The sequence below is a fragment of the Tessaracoccus sp. genome (assembly GCF_016714275.1).
Lineage (GTDB): Bacteria > Actinomycetota > Actinomycetes > Propionibacteriales > Propionibacteriaceae > Arachnia.
Genome location: NZ_JADJNP010000004.1, coordinates 304,228 through 320,034 on the forward strand (window position 1 = coordinate 304,228; position 15,807 = coordinate 320,034).

At 69.5% G+C, this 15,807-nt stretch carries 16 protein-coding genes; 11 read left to right on the forward strand and 5 right to left on the reverse strand.

Annotation, left to right across the window (positions count from 1 at the left end; all coding sequences use genetic code 11):
• Positions 1 to 17: 17 nt before the first annotated feature.
• The 7 genes from IPJ61_RS15570 to IPJ61_RS15600 all read left to right on the forward strand — a co-directional run bounded on the left by IPJ61_RS15570 (position 18) and on the right by IPJ61_RS15600 (position 6,019).
• Positions 18 to 1,547 (forward strand): BglG family transcription antiterminator, encoded by a 1,530-nt coding sequence (locus IPJ61_RS15570; protein ID WP_297109575.1) that lies wholly within the window; start codon positions 18 to 20, stop codon positions 1,545 to 1,547.
• Positions 1,548 to 1,610: 63 nt separating this feature from the next.
• Complete coding sequence (locus tag IPJ61_RS15575; protein WP_366505763.1) at positions 1,611 to 1,907, forward strand: hypothetical protein; 297 nt, start codon at positions 1,611 to 1,613, stop codon at positions 1,905 to 1,907.
• Entirely contained in the window at positions 1,907 to 2,491 is a 585-nt protein-coding gene (locus tag IPJ61_RS15580; RefSeq protein WP_297109578.1) for a transcriptional regulator GutM, read from the forward strand. Before IPJ61_RS15575 ends, IPJ61_RS15580 begins: the two co-directional genes overlap by 1 nt.
• A gap of 33 nt (positions 2,492 to 2,524) precedes the next feature.
• On the forward strand, positions 2,525 to 3,076 hold the full coding sequence (gene srlA / locus IPJ61_RS15585) for a PTS glucitol/sorbitol transporter subunit IIC (protein ID WP_297109581.1): 552 nt from the start codon (positions 2,525 to 2,527) through the stop codon (positions 3,074 to 3,076).
• Positions 3,069 to 4,112 carry a PTS glucitol/sorbitol transporter subunit IIB gene (gene srlE, locus IPJ61_RS15590; protein WP_297109584.1) on the forward strand — a complete coding sequence of 348 codons (1,044 nt, stop codon included), beginning with the start codon at positions 3,069 to 3,071 and terminating at the stop codon, positions 4,110 to 4,112. Before srlA ends, srlE begins: the two co-directional genes overlap by 8 nt.
• A gap of 226 nt (positions 4,113 to 4,338) precedes the next feature.
• A complete protein-coding gene (locus IPJ61_RS15595) occupies positions 4,339 to 4,698 on the forward strand; it encodes a PTS glucitol/sorbitol transporter subunit IIA (RefSeq protein ID WP_297109587.1) in 360 nt (119 codons plus the stop codon).
• A complete protein-coding gene (locus tag IPJ61_RS15600) occupies positions 4,691 to 6,019 on the forward strand; it encodes a sn-glycerol-1-phosphate dehydrogenase (protein WP_297109590.1) in 1,329 nt (442 codons plus the stop codon). The genes IPJ61_RS15595 and IPJ61_RS15600 overlap by 8 nt, the downstream gene beginning before the upstream one ends.
• A gap of 109 nt (positions 6,020 to 6,128) precedes the next feature.
• Here IPJ61_RS15600 and cydC read toward each other — a convergent pair whose 3' ends face one another.
• The 4 genes from cydC to IPJ61_RS15620 all read right to left on the reverse strand — a co-directional run bounded on the left by cydC (position 6,129) and on the right by IPJ61_RS15620 (position 12,053).
• Entirely contained in the window at positions 6,129 to 7,697 is a 1,569-nt protein-coding gene (gene cydC, locus IPJ61_RS15605; RefSeq protein ID WP_297109593.1) for a thiol reductant ABC exporter subunit CydC, read from the reverse strand.
• Positions 7,694 to 9,373 carry a thiol reductant ABC exporter subunit CydD gene (cydD, locus tag IPJ61_RS15610; protein ID WP_297109596.1) on the reverse strand — a complete coding sequence of 560 codons (1,680 nt, stop codon included), beginning with the start codon at positions 9,371 to 9,373 and terminating at the stop codon, positions 7,694 to 7,696. The genes cydC and cydD overlap by 4 nt, the downstream gene beginning before the upstream one ends.
• 108 nt (positions 9,374 to 9,481) lie before the next feature.
• Entirely contained in the window at positions 9,482 to 10,558 is a 1,077-nt protein-coding gene (gene cydB, locus IPJ61_RS15615; RefSeq protein ID WP_297109599.1) for a cytochrome d ubiquinol oxidase subunit II, read from the reverse strand.
• A 10-nt stretch (positions 10,559 to 10,568) separates the two neighbouring features.
• Entirely contained in the window at positions 10,569 to 12,053 is a 1,485-nt protein-coding gene (locus IPJ61_RS15620) for a cytochrome ubiquinol oxidase subunit I (protein ID WP_297109603.1), read from the reverse strand.
• A gap of 79 nt (positions 12,054 to 12,132) precedes the next feature.
• Between IPJ61_RS15620 and IPJ61_RS15625 the strand changes: the two genes are divergently transcribed.
• Positions 12,133 to 12,486 (forward strand): BlaI/MecI/CopY family transcriptional regulator, encoded by a 354-nt coding sequence (locus IPJ61_RS15625; RefSeq protein ID WP_297109606.1) that lies wholly within the window; start codon positions 12,133 to 12,135, stop codon positions 12,484 to 12,486.
• On the opposite strand, the gene IPJ61_RS15630 is transcribed toward IPJ61_RS15625, so the two are convergent.
• A complete protein-coding gene (locus IPJ61_RS15630; protein WP_297109608.1) occupies positions 12,466 to 13,545 on the reverse strand; it encodes a PPK2 family polyphosphate kinase in 1,080 nt (359 codons plus the stop codon). The two genes, IPJ61_RS15625 and IPJ61_RS15630, sit on opposite strands and share 21 nt — an antisense overlap.
• 79 nt (positions 13,546 to 13,624) lie before the next feature.
• Here IPJ61_RS15630 and IPJ61_RS15635 point away from each other — a divergent pair, with 79 nt between their 5' ends.
• From IPJ61_RS15635 to IPJ61_RS15645, 3 genes are read left to right on the forward strand one after another with little or no spacing between them, the layout of a single operon-like run.
• Positions 13,625 to 14,407, forward strand: a complete 783-nt coding sequence (locus tag IPJ61_RS15635; RefSeq protein WP_297109611.1) for an enoyl-CoA hydratase/isomerase family protein — start codon at positions 13,625 to 13,627, stop codon at positions 14,405 to 14,407.
• Positions 14,404 to 15,237, forward strand: coding sequence for an SDR family oxidoreductase (locus IPJ61_RS15640; RefSeq protein ID WP_297109614.1), 834 nt, complete (start codon positions 14,404 to 14,406; stop codon positions 15,235 to 15,237). Before IPJ61_RS15635 ends, IPJ61_RS15640 begins: the two co-directional genes overlap by 4 nt.
• Complete coding sequence (locus IPJ61_RS15645; protein WP_297109617.1) at positions 15,224 to 15,787, forward strand: peptide-methionine (S)-S-oxide reductase; 564 nt, start codon at positions 15,224 to 15,226, stop codon at positions 15,785 to 15,787. Before IPJ61_RS15640 ends, IPJ61_RS15645 begins: the two co-directional genes overlap by 14 nt.
• Positions 15,788 to 15,807: the final 20 nt, after the last annotated feature.

Below are 15,807 nucleotides of genomic sequence, written 5' to 3' on the forward strand. Positions count from 1 at the left end.
GAGGAGGTGACATCCCCGTGAGCAGAGCCGCTCGCATCCTCGCCATGTTGGAGGACGCCCGCTACGTCCCTGTCGACGAGCTGGCCGAGGCACTCGGGGTGACGCGCCGAACCGTGGCGGCCGAGATCAATACCCTGCAGGAGCTGGTGGGCGCGTCCGCGTCCATCGGGCTCGACGACGGCAGGTACCGCCTGCTGATCGCCGACCCCGCCCGCTACCGCGAGGCCCGCGCCGCCGTGGAGAGCGCCAGCTTCAACGACCCAGCCACCCGTGCCTCCTACATCGTCGCCCGGCTGTTCCGGGCGCTGGCCCCGGTGCGGATCGAAGAGTTGGGCGCGGCCATGTCGGTCAGCCGTACCACCGTCGTCGCCGATCTCGAGCGCGCGCGGGCGCTGGTCGCAGAGGCCGAGCTTGCCATCGAGGGGCGGCCGAACGTCGGACTCGTGCTGCGCGGCCCCGAACTCCAGCAGCGCCTGCACGTGCTGCGTCGCCACTTCGCCGCCGCCTACCCGCAGGACGAGCGGCTGGCAAGGGTGACGGCGCTGGCCAGCGAGTTCGACGAGGGGCTCGTCCGCGACCGGGTGCGGGAGTGGGCGCGGTGGGCGACCGTCGCCGTCGACCGTGCCGGCGCAGGGTATCCCGCGAAGTTCCTGCCGGAGAAGTATCGCGGCCTCGCCGCGACGCCGGCGTACGCGCGGGCATCGCGCCTCGCCGACCGGCTCACCGACGAGTTCGGCGTCGAGCTGCGGGAGGACGAGCGGATCTTCCTGACCCTGCCGGTTGCGGGGCTCGGGACGCGCGCCAGTGGCGACCAGGGCGGGCTCGCCGAGGCCGACGACGTCGAGGAGCTCGTCGAGGGCATGCTGTCGGCGGTCCGTACCGAGATGGCCATCGACCTGGGCGGCAGCGACCTCCAGAGCGAGTTCGCCCGTCACCTCGCCTACCTGATCAACCGCATGCGCTACCGGATCTGGGTCGATGACTCGGGCGTCGCCGACATCCGCGACGAGTATCCGGTCGCGTATCAGATGGCGACGGTGGCGAAGGTCGTCCTCGAGGAGCGGATCGGGCTGCCCGTCGACGAGGCAGAACTCGGGTTCCTCGCCGCCTACTTCCAGGTCTTCCTCGAGGCGGGGGAGCGTCGCGGGGTGCGGCCGCCGCGCGTCGCCGTCGTCGCGGGTGCTGGCGCGGTGCGCGCGGAACTGGTGCGGCTACAGCTCGCGAAGCTGCTGCCGTCGTCGACCGAGTTCCGGATGATCTCGCCCGCCGAGGCGACGCGGGAGGGACTCGCCGAGACCGACCTCGTCGTCGTGACCGGCGACGACCATGTCGAGTCGAACGTGCCTGTCCTGCGCGTGACCCGCGTCCTCGACCGCCGGGCCATGGAGCGCCAGCTGGAGCGGATGCAGCTGCAGATCCCGCTCCGCGGCGCGCCCGGCCGCGGCGCCTCGGTACTGGCCGGCGCGCTCGACGAGGCGCATTTCTTCGCCCTCCCGGCAGACACGGACTATCACGAGGCCCTTGACTTCATGACCGGCCACCTCTAGGCCCGCGGGCACGTCGAGGCCGGCTTCGGTGCGCGCATCCGCGAGCGCGAGGCCACCGCGGAGATGCGTCTCGACCCGTGGGTCGCTTTCCCGCACGCGTCGCTGCGCACCCAGACCTCCGTGATGCTCGCCATCGGCGTCGTCCCGCGAGAGGCCACCGACGACGGCGTGCGGCTGATCGTGCTGCTCGGCGTGCCGTCGGACGCGGACCGCAGCGAGGAGATCCTCGTCCAGGTCTACGACGAGGTCCTGCGCCTGGGATCGCGCCGCGACCTCCTCGACCCCATCTCGCAGCTCACCAGCTACGAGCAGTTCTACTACTTCCTCGAACGAAACCCCCTGACGGAGAGGGAACGCTGATGTTCTGGATCGTGATCGTGTCGCTGGGAGTGGCCTGGGTACTCCAGTCCTTCTTCTCCTTCAAACAGTCACAGGCTTTCGGGAAGCTGTTCGTCGAGTTGCGCCGCAAGGGGCGCGTCGCCATGGGCCGGTTCAAAGGCGGACTCGTGCAGGGCGCGATCGTGCTTTTCGCGATCGACGACGACGGCGTGATCCTCGAGGGGCACAAGCTCCAGGGCGTCACGGTCGCCGCCCGGTTCGCGCGCTTCGACCTGTACGACGGCCAGGACCTCCACGAGATCGACCCCCAGCTCGCCAAGCGCTACGGCGGGCCTGCGCTGCGGGCGGTGGAGAACGCGCGGGAGAACCTCCGCATCGTCACCGCGGGCGGTCAGCCGCCCGAGCCGCCGTCGGCCCTCACCCGCGTGCTGCGGAGGCTGCCGACGCCCAAGTTCGTGAAGGAGAGGAAGAAGGCGAAGCCGGCACCGGCCGGCGCCCTGATTCCGAAGGCGCCGGAGAAGGCGCGCATCAAGGTTTCCCGGACCACGCGGTCCGCGGATGACCGCGGCCCGAAGGAGGGCCTGCGGACGGAAGGGTCGGCATAGCGCCGGCTCCTGCATTCCTGAAAGGAGTGAGAAATGCAATGGTTAGTCGCAGCCGCTGAATGGTTCGTAGGGCTGTTCCAAGCGGGCGGTGAAGTCTTCATCAGCATGATGACGGGCATCGTTCCTGTCGTGCTCGTGCTGCTCGTAGCGATGAACTCGGTGATCGCGCTTGTCGGTGAGGACAAGATCAACAAGCTGGCGCAGGGCGCGGGCAAGAACGTGGTCAGCCGATACCTGGTCCTGCCGTTTGTCGCGTCGTTCCTGCTCTGCAACCCGATGGCGTTCACCATGGGCCGCTTCCTGCCCGAGCGCTACAAGCCGGGCTACTACGCGAGCACCGCGCAGTTCTGCCACACCAGCCTCGGCATCTTCCCGCACATCAACCCGGGAGAGCTGTTCACCTGGATGGGCATCGCGTCGGGCATCATGGCGCTCGGCCTCAACCAGGCGGAGCTGGCGATCCGGTATCTGCTCGTGGGCGCCGTCCTGAACTTCCTCGGCGGCTGGGTGACCGACTTCACGACCGCGTTCGTCGAGAAGCAGCAGGGCATCACGCTGAAGAGGGAGGTTCACGCCAATGTCTGAGTACGGTTCCATCACGGTCTCGAAGGGCCCGGGCGGCTACGGCGGCCCGCTGACCATCACACCCGACGACACCCGCAACAAGATCGTCTACATCGTCGGCGGCGGGCAGAAGCCCGACGTCGTCGACAAGATCGCGGAGCTCACCGGGGCCATCCCCGTCAACGGGTTCAACACCTCCGTGCCCGACGAGGAGCACTTCTGCGTGGTCATCGACTGCGGCGGGTCGCTCCGCTGCGGCCTGTACCCGAAGAAGAACATCCCGACGATCAACGTCATCTCCACCGGCAAGACCGGCCCGCTGGCGCAGTACATCCACGAGGGCATCTACGTGTCCGCCGTCGGTGTCGACCAGGTCAAGCCTGCCGACGCCGAACTCGTCGGTGCCGCTGCTCCCGCCGCGGCCGCCGCTGCCGGCGCTGGGGCCGCTCCCGTGAAGGACGTCCCGCGGCGCGAGGACGGGCGCCCGATGAAGCTCACCGAGCAGATGGCGCAGAAGAAGGACAAGAGCCTTCTCGAGAAGATCGGCCTCGGCGCGGGCAAGGTCGTCTCGACCTTCTTCCAGGCGGGCCGCAACGGCGTGCAGATGATGATCACCACGATCATCCCCTTCATGGCCTTCGTGTCCATGCTGATCGGCGTCATCCAGGCGTCGGGCCTGGGCAAGCTCATCGCCAACACGCTGGTGCCGCTGGCCGGCAACGGGTGGGGCCTGATGCTGCTCGGCTTCATCTGCTCGCTGCCGTTCCTCTCCCCGCTGCTCGGCCCAGGGGCCGTCATCGGGCAGATCATCGGCACCCTGATCGGTGTGGAGATCGGAAAGGGCAACATCCCGCCGCAGCTATCGCTGCCGGCGCTGTTCGCCATCAACACGCAGAACGCGTGTGACTTCATCCCCGTCGGCATGGGCCTCGGCGAGGCGCTGCCGGAGACCGTCGAGGTCGGCGTCCCCGCCGTCCTCTACTCGCGCTTCCTGAACGGTGTGCCCCGCGTGGCCATCGCCTGGCTCGCGAGCATCGGCCTGTACTCGGGCGCCTAAGGAACCACTGATCAATCATTCCTGCGAGCTGCGGGGCATCCCGCCCAGCACGTCCTCGCGGAGGAAGCATTGATCAGGGCTTCCCTGAGTCGCCCGGAAAGCGAGCACTATCCCGGACATATCGGCTGCGATCGGGCCTACGGGGCCTTTGCCAACGTCGGCCGTCGTGACTCCGGGATAGTGCTCCACGAAGTAGCCTCAACAGAAACACTTAAGGAGCACGCACATGGGTTACACCACCAAGGTCGTTGAGGTCGGCTCGGACGCCGAGGCTTTCCTCGCCGAGCAGACCGCGATCACGTTCGCCGGCGACGCGCCGGAGGCGCTGCGGCCGTTCTGCTTCATCATCGAGAAGGCTGAGCTCGACGGCGACCTCGCCGTCGGCCAGGGCCTCCGCATCGGAGACCAGCGGTGGACCATCACCGCCCTCGGCGCCGTCGCGCAGACCAACCTCGTCAACCTCGGCCACGTGACGCTCGTCTTCGACGGCGCCTCCGAACCCCGGATGCCCGGCGCCGTCCACGTCGGAGGAGTCGACGAGGTGCCGGCGCTTGCTGCTGGTGCGGCGGTGGTGTTCGGTGACTAGTGCCATCCTCCGCGAGGCACTGTCGCGCGCCACGGACACGGTCGACGCGGCCGTGGCGCGCGGGGCCCTCGCCGAAGCCGGGCGGCGCATCGTCGCCAACCTCGGCACGGGGCCGTACCTCGTTGTCGCCGACGAGAACACCTGGGCACTGGCCGGGGAACGGCTGACGGAGGTGCTGGTCGAGGCCGGCGCTGCCGTCGTCGACCCGTTGATCTTCCCTGGCCGCCCCGTCCTCTACGCCTCCTACGACAACTGCGTCACCATCAAGGAGGCGTTGGGCGATGCCCTGCCGATCGCGCTCGGATCCGGCACCATCAATGACCTGGTGAAGCTGGCGGCGTTCGAGAGCGGCCGTGACTACGTCGCCGTCGGCACCGCCGCGTCGATGGACGGCTACACCGGCGCTGGCGCCCCGATGAGCGCCGACGGCGTCAAGGTCACGAAGAACTGCAAGGCGCCCGCCGTCGTCATCATGGACCTGGACATCGTGGCGGCTGCGCCGTCCTGGATGACCGCGTCCGGTTACGGCGACCTTGCGGCCAAGATCCCCGGCGGCGCCGACTGGATCCTCGCCGACGTCACCGGGGTCGAGCCCATCGATCCCGCGGTGTGGGACATGGTGCAGTCAGGCGTCGGCGCGGCGCTGTCGCGCCCGGACGAGCTTGCCGCCGGCAACCCCGACGCGTTCGACGGCCTGGTCGAAGGCTTGTGCCTCTCGGGCCTCGCGATGCAGGCCTTCGGCGGGACGCGCCCCGCGTCGGGCGCCGAGCACTACTTCAGCCACCTTTGGGAGCTGGCGCACCTCGGCGCCGACTGGGACCCGCCGCTCAGCCACGGCTTCAAGGTGGCTATGGGTTCGCTCGCGATGTGCGCGTTCTACGAGGCGCTGCTGGAGCGCGACCTGACCGCGATCGACCTGGATGCCGTCGCGGCGGCCAGGCAGCCGTGGGGCGAGATCGAGGCCGACATCCGAACCCGCTTCGACGGCGCCCTCTCGGACCACGCGGTGCGTGAGACCCGGTCGAAGTACCTCGCGGGGGACGAGCTGGTGCAGCGCCTGAGGCCGCTGATCGACGACTGGGCCGACGTCACCGTCCGCTTGCGCACCCAGCTCACGACCACCGCAGAGCTGACGGACATGCTCCGCCGCGCCGGCGCGCCTTCGCGCCCGGAGGACATCAGCCTCACCTTCGACGATGTCCGCGCCACCTTCCCTCGAGCGATGTACTACCGCGCGCGGTACACGGCGCTCGACGTCGCGTGGGAGCTCGGCATCTTCGATGAGCTGGTCACCGAGGTCTTCGACCGCATCTGGACCTGACCGCAAGGAGTCACCAACAACTCGGCCCAACTGGCAGCTTCATGCCAGTTGGGCCGAGTTGCTGGCGACTCCTGTGCAGACTCCGTCGATGGGGCGCTTTACGCGACGGTCAATCGGCGGCGGTCAGCTCGTGGACGCGGTTGCAGTCGGCGATGACGTCGGCGTCGTGCGTGATCACGAGCACGGGGGCGTCGGCGAAAGCGCGCCAGACGTCGGCCATGAGGGCGTCGGCGGTTTCGCGGTCGAGATGCTCGGTGGGCTCGTCGAGGATGATCAGGTCGCGCTCGCCGACGAGGAGTCGCGCGAGGGCGAGTCGACGGCGCTCGCCGCCGGACAGCGTCGAACCCGCCTCGCCGATGCGGCGCTCCGGATCGATCGGCAGCCCCGCCCGGGCGAGCGCGTCCTCGATGTCCGCGGCCGTGGCGTCGCGGTTGCCGATGCGCACGTTCTCCGCCACCGTCGTCGCGAAGATGTGCGCGTCCTGGGCGAGGTACCCGACGCGCCCGCCCCGTCGCACGGTCCCGGCGAGCGGCGGGATGAGCCCCATCGCCGTCGCGGCGATCGTCGTCTTCCCGACTCCCGAAGGCCCGATGAGCGCCACGCGCTCGCCCGGCGCGACCGACAGCTCAACCCCGGCCTGGACGATCGGCCCGTCGGGCCAGCCGACGCTCACGTCGTCGAGGCTCAGCCCGGGCGCGCCGTCGCCGACGGTCACGTCGCCGGTGCCTACGGGCGCTGCGTCGAGGATCTCCGTGATCCTGCCGAGCGCTGTCCGGGCGCGGGTGAGCGTCTGGGCGGCCTGGGCGAACGTGGCGAGGACCTCGTGCATCGCGAGGGGAGTGAGGGCGAGGACCGCGAGGAAGCGCGGGTCGAGCGTGCCCGCGGCGACGGCCGTTGTGCCGAACAACAGCGCAGCGGCCACCGCGATGCCCGCGGCGGCAACCTGGCCGGCGGTCGCCATGCCGCGCAGCCACGCGGCGCGGGATTCCTGCGCCCGGAGCTCCTCGTCGATGGCGAGGAGGCGGGCGAGCGCGGCGTCCTCTGCGCCATATGCGACGAGGTCGGTGCCGGTGCGCGCGAGCTCACGCACGCCGTCGGCGAGGCGGCCGCGCGTCGGCACGGAGGCCTTGTCTGCGGTGAGACTGAGGCGCTGCGTCCACCACGGCAGCGCGACGCCGGCCAGCAGCGCGGTGCCGAGGAGCACGAGCGCGCTCGGGACGTCGAGGACGGCCAGCGCGATCGTCGTCGCGGTGACCACGACCGCGGCGGACGCGAGCGGGACGACGACGCGCACGACGAGGTCCTGGATGGCGGTGACGTCGGCGACGACGCGCGTCAGGAGGTCGCCGCGGCGTCGGCCGATGAGCGTGGTCGCGGCGAGCTTGTCGTAGACGCGGACGCGGAGCGCGGCCTGCATGCGCAACGCGAGGTCGTGACCGACGATGCGTTCCAGATACCGGAACACGCCGCGGGAGATGCCGAACGCGCGCACCCCGACAGCCGCGGGTTGCAGGAACAGCACCGGAGGAGCGAGCGCCGCGAACGAGATCAGCCACGCGGAGACGCCCATCAGCGCCACCGACGACGCCGAAGCGAGCGCTGCCAGCAGCACGCCCATGACGAGCAGCTTCCGCCCCTTCGGTACCTCGCGGAGCAGATCCGTCAGCAGTCGCCTCATGCGCGGACCCCCGCCGGGGTCAGGGTGACGACGCGGTCCGCGGCGGCGAGGACCGCGGGGCGGTGGGAGACGATCAGCGCGCCCGCACCGGTGGCGCGCACGGCGTCGATGACGCGGGCCTCCGTCGCGGCGTCGAGCCCCGCCGTCGGCTCGTCGAGGACAAGCAGCCGCGCGCCGCCGGCCCGGATCCGCACCAGCGCCCGTGCCAGGGCGACGCGTCGCCGCTCGCCCGCGGACAGCCCCTCGCCGTCGTCGCCGACAGGCTTGTCGGCCCCGAAATCCGCCCCCGCGTCGAGCAGCGCTTCCGCGACCCCGCTCATCCCTCCCAGCGCGACGTTGTCGCCGACCGTGCCGTTGACCAGGCCTGGCTCCTGCGCGACCCACGCGACGCGAGCCCTCCATGCGGCCGGGTCCAGTTCGGCGAGGTCCACACCGTCGACGACCACCCGACCGTCGCCGGGGCGAAGGAGCCCCATTGCGAGGGCGAGCGTCGTCGACTTCCCACCGCCGGATGTGCCGCTCAACGCGACCACCTCGCCGGGGGCGACGGCGAGGCTGAACCCCTCGACGGCGGGGGTGTCCGCGCCGGGATAGGTGAAGGACACGTCATCGAGTGTTAGCAGAGGGTGCCCGTCCTCTGGGTGTGAGTCCGTGACTCGGGTGCCAGCCCATTGGTTTCGACACGACGGTTCGCTCGCGCTCACGCGTCGGCTCAGCCAGCGGTCGTCCGCGGCGTCGATGATCTCGAAGGCGGCGTCGGCGGCGGCGACGCCGTCGGCCGAGTCGTGGAAATGCACGCCGACCTGGCGGACGGGCAGGAACGCCTCCGGGGCGAGGATCAGCACGAGAAGTGCCGTGGGGAAGTCGACGTGGCCATAGACCAGGCGGAAGCCGACGGTGACGGCGACCACCGCGACGGACAGCGTCGCGAGGAGTTCCAGCGCGAACGACGAGAGGAAGCTCACCCAGAGCGTGCGCATCGTCGCCTCGCGGTGTTGCTCTTCGCCGACTTCGACGCCCTTGCGTTGCGCCCGCGCCCGCGCGAACGCCTGCAAGGTGGGCAGGCCGGCGATGAGGTCCGCGAAGTGGTTCGCCAGCCGGTCCGCGACGGCGAAGCTGTGCGCCGTCGCCTTCTGGGTCGTCCATCCGATCAGCGCCATGAACACGGGGATCAGCGGCAGGGTGAACGCGATGATCAGGGCCGACTGCCAGTCGGCGAGCAGGATCGCGCCCCCGGCGAGGAACGGAACGGTCATCGCTAGCCCGAGCTGCGGCAGGTACTTCGAGAAGTAGCCGTCGAGCGCGTCGAGGCCGGTGGTGACGACGCGGACCAGCGTCGCCGACGACGCGCCCCCGACAGGCGTGGCGAGCCGGGAGCGGAGGACGTCGCGGCGCAGCTCCGACTTCACCTCCGCCGCGCTGCGGTGCGCGAGCACCGAACTCGCCCACGAGAGGATCCCGCGCCCCGCGAAGACCGCGAGGATCAGCGCCAACGCCGTCGGCCACCCCGCGGGGAGCGCGCGCTCGGCGAACGCTTGTGTGATCCAGTCGGCCAGCAGCCGCGCCTGCGCGATCAGCAGCCCGGCGGTCCCCAAACCGACGGCCACACTGGCGGCGAGGAACACACGCGTCGCGCGCGCCCGCCGCAGCAGTCGCGGGTGAATCGGTCCGGCCATCGCCTCAGTCTTCCACTACTTCCCGTACACAAATCTCGCTCTACGGGGAGCCAAGCCCATATAGGGGCGGGCTCCCCGTAGAGCGAGACTTGTGTGTGAGGGCGGCGCTCAGGCGGCGGGCTCGACGTCGTCGGGGATGTTCTTCGTCGAGATGCGCTTGTGGAACACCCAGTAGGACCAGGCCTGGTAGGCGAGGACGATCGGAACGAAGATCACGGCGGCGATCGTCATGATCGTCAGCGTCGTCTCGGACGACGCTGCGGTGATGATGTTCAGGCGTTCGGTCACAGGCACCGAGGTGTCCTGCGCGAAGCCGAGGTTGCCGTACATCCGCAAGAAGACACCGACGAACAGCGTCACGACCGAGAGGCCCGTGAGGACGAAGCCCCAGCCGTCGCGGCCCTTGCCGATCATCACAGTGGCGAGCCCGATCGCCAGGATCGAGACGATGCCCGCAGCCCACGCGAACACGGTGAAGTCGCCGAACTCCGAGTTCGCAGGCCAGAACACGTTCTGGCAGATCACGAACAGAGCGACGAGGACCGTCGCCGCCCAGCCGAACTTCGCGCCGAACGCCTCCGCCCGGTCGTGGATGTGGCCCTTCGTCTTCAGCGCGATGAACGCCGCCCCGTGCACCAGGAACAGCACGACGAGCATCACGCCGCCGAGCAGCGCGAACGGGCCGAAGAGGCTCCAGAACGAGCCGGTGAAGTGCAACCCGTCGTTGGCAAGCCCGATGATGAAGTTCGCGAAGCCGACGCCGAAAACCAGCGAGGGGATGAACGAGCCGACGGTGGCGAACCAGTCGAGCATGTTGCGGTAGCGCGTGTCGGGGTGCTTGGAGCGGTACTCGAAAGCGACGCCGCGCAGGATCAGGCCGACGAGCACCAGCAGCAGGGGCAGGTATAGGCCCGAGAACAGCGACGCGTACCAGCCAGGGAACGCAGCGAACATCGCGCCGCCCGCGGTCAGCAGCCACACCTCGTTGCCGTCCCAGACGGGGCCGATGGTGTTGACGATGACGCGCTTGTTCTTCTCGTTCTTGCCGAGGACCGGGATGAGCATGGCGACGCCGTAGTCGAAGCCTTCGAGGAAGAAGTAGCCCAACCACAGCACGGTGGCGAGCAGGAACCAGACGGTGGCCAGCGTCGGGACCGACGCCGTGGTCTCAAGAAGATGAATCATGATCCGGTCCTCAGTAGGCGAAGGTCATGGGGGCGTCGGGATCGGTCTGCACCTCGGGTGGCACGACGTCGGGCAGGCCCTTCTTCGCGTACATGAGGAACAGCCATACCTCGATCACCGCGAGACCACCGTAGATCAGCGTGTAGGTGATCATCGAGATCAGCACCGACGACGCGGGCACGCTCGTCGAGACGCCCGACGCCGTCGGCATCACGCCGGCGACCAGCCAGGGCTGGCGGCCCATCTCGGTGAAGATCCAGCCGAACGAGTTTGCGAACAGCGGACCGAGCGGCATCGCCCACATCATGGCCGTCCACACGAAGCCGGCCCTCGGCAGCCGATCCTTGCGCAGCATCCACAGCGTGAGCACAGCGAGAGCCGTGCCGATCATGCCCAGCCCGATCATGAGGCGGAACGACCAGTAGGACACCGGGATGTTCGGCATGGGGTCCAGGTTCGGGTACGCCTCGGCGATGTGCGCGGCACGCTGTTCCTGGAGCGTGTGCTGTGTGCCGTCGTTCTGCAGGAAGCCGCTCTCGTGGAACTGCCCGCGCAGGTCGTTGATGCCCTGCACCTCCTCCTCGCCAGACATGAACGACAAAAGGCCGGGGATGCGGATCTCCCAGACGGCCTTCGTGCCGTCGAGGTTTCCGATGGTGACGACGGAGAACGAGGCGTTCTTCGTCGTGTCGAACAGAGCCTCCGCTGCGGCCATCTTCATGGGCTGCACCTGCGTCATGGCCTTTGCCTGCAGGTCGCCGCTGACGATGGCGACGAGCGAAGCGCCCAGCAGGACCCATGCGCCGAAGCGCGCGGCGAAACGGTAGGCGGCGGCGTCGCCGGGCTTGGTCTCACCATCGCGGTTGAGCTTCGCGAGGTGCCAGCCCGCGACACCCGCGACCAGTCCGCCCGCGACCATGTAGGCCGCGGAGATCACGTGCGGGAAGGTGACGAGCAGGATCGGGTTGGTGAGCACCTCGAGGAAGCCGCCGACGCCGTCGAGTTCGGCGCGGCCGTTGTTGACGACGGTGCCGACCGGGTTCTGCATCCACGAGTTCGCGGCGAGGATGAAGATCGCCGACAGCATGGTGCCGATCGCCGCCAGGTAGATGGTCATCAGGTGGAGCTTCTTCGGCAGCTTGTCCCAGCCGAAGATCCAGAGCCCGATGAACGTGGACTCGAGGAAGAACGCGAGCAGCGCCTCGAGTGCGAGCGGGGCGCCGAAGACGTCGCCGACGAAGCGGGAGTATTCGGACCAGTTCATGCCGAACTGGAACTCCTGCACGATGCCGGTGACGACGCCCAGCGCGAAGTTGATGAGGAAGAGCTTGCCGAAGAACTTGGTCAGGCGCAGGTAGGCCTCTTTGCCGGTCCGCACCCAGAAGGTCTGGAGGATCGCCACCAGCATCGACATGCCGATGGTGATGGGGACGAAAAGGTAGTGGTAGACGGTGGTGATCCCGAACTGCCACCGCGCCAGGAGTACAGGGTCCATAGGCCTGAACGTACTACCCTGCGTCGTAAAACGACAACCTGTCGCAAAGCGGGTCCGAAATCCCCCTATGCTTGGGGCCATGCCGTCCCGGGGAGAGCTTGAGCAGCGCGTCATGGAGCTGCTGTGGGTCTCTGACGAGCCCCGCAGCGTCGCCGACGTGCACGCCGCCCTTTCTACCGAGCGCGAACTGGCCTACACCACCGTGATGACGGTGCTGGATCGGCTGGCGAAGAAGGGCTTGGTCGACCGCGAACTGGTCAACCGCGCCTGGCAGTACCGCGCGCACAACACCCAGGCAGAGGTGCTGGCGGCGGAGGTCGTCGACCTGCTCTCGCGCGTTCCCGACGGCGTCCGCCTCGACGCGCTGGCCCGCCTCGCGGCGACGCTGTCCCCGCACGAGCGCGCCGCCGTCTCAACCAGCGGGGTTCAGTAGCTCCCGTTTCTGCGCGAGCGTGGCGGCGAGGTCGGCCTCCCACTCGGCCTTGCGCTGCTTCACCTCCACCTTCGCGCGCAACTTGCCGTCAGCGTCCGCGTGGGAGGTCAGCAGCGCGGCGACCTCCTCCTTCACCTCGACGTTGTCGGCGAGCGCCTCGGCGACGGTGCTCTTGGTCTCCGCGAGTGACCGCTCCAGCGCCTCGCGCGACATCGTCGAGGCCAACGCCGCGCGCTGCTCCGCGGGGTCGAAGTCCGGCAGCGGCCAGCGGAGGTCCATGTCGACGAGCGTCCGGGTCAGGATCTCGGTCACGGCCAGGCGCGGGTACCACTTGCGGTCTGCGGGCAGCACGTACCAGGGCGCGTGCTCCGTTGAGGTGAGGCGGAAGACGTCGGCGTAGGCCTCCTGGTAGGCGTCCCACTTCGCGCGTGTCTTCAGATCTCCGGGCGAGTACTTCCACCGTTTGTCCGGGCGGTCGAGGCGCTCCATCAGGCGCATCCCCTGCTCTTCGTGTGAGACCATCATCGCGAACTTCAGGATGCGCACGCCGTCGTCTACGAGCGCCTTCTCCCACGCGTTGATCTCCTCGTAGCGGGCCCCCCACACATCGGGCTCGACCAGGTTGTCGACGCGCACCACGAGCACGTCCTCGTAGTGCGAACGATCGAACAGCCCGATCTTGCCTGGGGCAGGCAGTGCGCGCTCGATGCGCCACAGGTAGTGGTGCGCGCGCTCCTCCTCGGTGGGGACGCCGAAGCTGCGCAGCGCCACGCCCTGCGGGTCGACCATGCCCATCACGTGCCGTGCGATCCCGCCCTTGCCAGCGGTGTCGAGGCCCTGGACGACGACGAGCACGCGCTCGGTTCCGCCGGAGCGCCCGTTGGCGTACAGCCGTTCCTGGAGTTCGGCGAGGAGGTCGCCTCGCGCGGCCATCAGCTTGTCGGCCGCTATCTTGTCGCCGTCGAACCCGGGCGCGCCTGCCCGGTCGAAGGCGGCGAGGTCGAAGTCTGGGGTGACGCGCAGGACGTCACGCGGATCGGTTTCCCACAGCTTGGCCATCGTCGGTCCTCTCGTCGGGTTGCCGGAAGTGTAGTGCGAGAGCGAATAGGGTGGAGCGAACGACGAGCAAGGAGGCGCCGTGACCGAGCCCATCCTGATCTCCTTCGACGACGGCCTTGCACGCCTCACGCTGAACCGACCGCAGAGGTTGAACGCGTTCGATGCCGGGATGGCCGACGCGTTCGCCGACGCCGCACGCAGCGCGACCGGGCGCGCGGGAGTCAAGGCCATTCTGATCGACGGCGCGGGCGCGGCCTTCTGCGCGGGCGGGGACGTCGTCGCGATGGCGACCTCGGTGCGGTCCGGGTCGGAGGTCGAGCGGCTCGCGCGCACCATCAACCGCGGCCTGCTTGCGCTGCTGGAGTCGAGCATCCCGGTGGTCGCCGCCGCGCACGGCACCACGGCAGGCGGAGGTCTCGGCTTGTTGCTGGCCGCGGACTACGCCGTCGTCGGTTCGGACTCGCGGCTGGGGAGCCGCTATGCCAACGTCGGCCTGACGCCCGACCTTGCCGTCACCGCGCTGCTGCCCCGCGCCGTGGGGGAGCGCCGCGCCCTGCAGCTGCTGCTCACCGACACCATGCTCGCCGCGCGCCAGGCCCTTGAGTGGGGCCTCGTCGCCGAGGTCGTCGAGGGTGGCCGGGAGGGCGTCGTCCGCCGGGCGGAGGAGGTGGCGAGAGGGTGGGCCGACGGTGCCAGCCACGCGTTCGGCGAGGCGAAACGCCTTGTCAGATCCCGTCCCGCGCGCACCATCGCGCAGCAGCTCGACGAGGAGGCGCGCACGATCGGCGCCGCCGTCGACACCCCCGACGCCCGCGCCCGCATCCAGGCGTTCGCCGCGCGCTCCTCCGGAGGCGCGAGATGAGCGGACCGCTGAACGGTGCGACCCTTCTCATCTCGGGGGGCAGCAGGGGGATCGGGTTGGCGATTGCACTACGCGCCGCGGCCGACGGGGCCAACGTCGTCCTGCTCGCCAAGACCGACCAGCCACATGCGAGGCTTCCGGGTACCGTCCATACCGCCGCCGATGAGATCCGCGCGGCGGGAGGCCAGGCCGTCGCCGTCGTCGGGGACGTGCGGGACGACGCCGATATCCAGCGCGCGGTGTCGGCCGCCGTCGACGCCTTCGGCGGCATCGACGTCGTGGTCAACAACGCCAGCGCGATCGACCTGTCGCGCACACTCGACCTCGCGCCCAAGCGCTACGACCTCATGGCCGACGTCAATGCCCGCGGCACGTTCATGCTGACGCGCGCCGCCCTGCCGCCCCTGCTGAAGAGCCCGAACCCGCACGTGCTGACGCTGTCGCCGCCGCTGAACCTCGAGCCGCGCTGGTTGGGCGCGCACGTCGGCTACATGCTCTCTAAGTACGCGATGACCCTTGCCACGCTGGGTTTCGCCGAGGAGTTCCGCGCCGACGGCATCGCCGCGAACACGCTGTGGCCTCGCACGACGATCGCCACCGCCGCGGTGCAGAACCTGCTCGGCGGCGACCGCCTGATGGCCGCCAGCCGCACTCCGGAGATCTACGCCGACGCCGCCTACCTGGTGCTGACTACGCCGGCGAGGGAGCTGACGGGCCGTTCGCTGCTGGTCGAGGACGTCCTGGCCGACGCCGGCATCACCGACCTGTCCCGCTACGCCGCCGTCCCCGGCACCCCTGACGACGCGCTGTTCCCCGATGTCTTCGTCTGACTACCGCTCCTTGAGCCGGGCCACGGTCGCGGTCGACTCCGTCGACGCGCCCGGCTCAAGGAACGGTGACGAAGAGCTCTATCTCGCGGGCGGGTGCCTGTGGGGCGTGCAGGCATTCATCAAGACGCTGCCCGGGGTGGTGTTCACCGAGGCGGGAAGGGCCAATGGCGCGAGTCGCTCCCTCAACGGGGAGTACGACGGGTACGCCGAGTGCGTGAGGACCCGGTTCGACCCGGCCGTCGTGACCGTCCCCGAGCTGGTGGCGTACCTGTTCGAGATCATCGACCCGTACAGCGTGAACCGGCAGCGCGACGACGTCGGCGAGAAGTACCGCACCGGCGTGTACTCGGAGGACCCGGCCCACCTGGAACAGGCACGGGCGTTCATCGCCGCGCGGGCGGACGCGGACCGCGTCGTCGTCGAGGTGCTCCCCCTTGTGAGCTACCTGAAGAGTGCCGACGAACACCAGGACCGGCTGGACCGCTGCCCGGACGACTACTGCCACATCCCCGCCGACCTGCTGACGAAGTACAGGACTACCGCGGGTTGAGCCACCACCAGGCGGTGGCT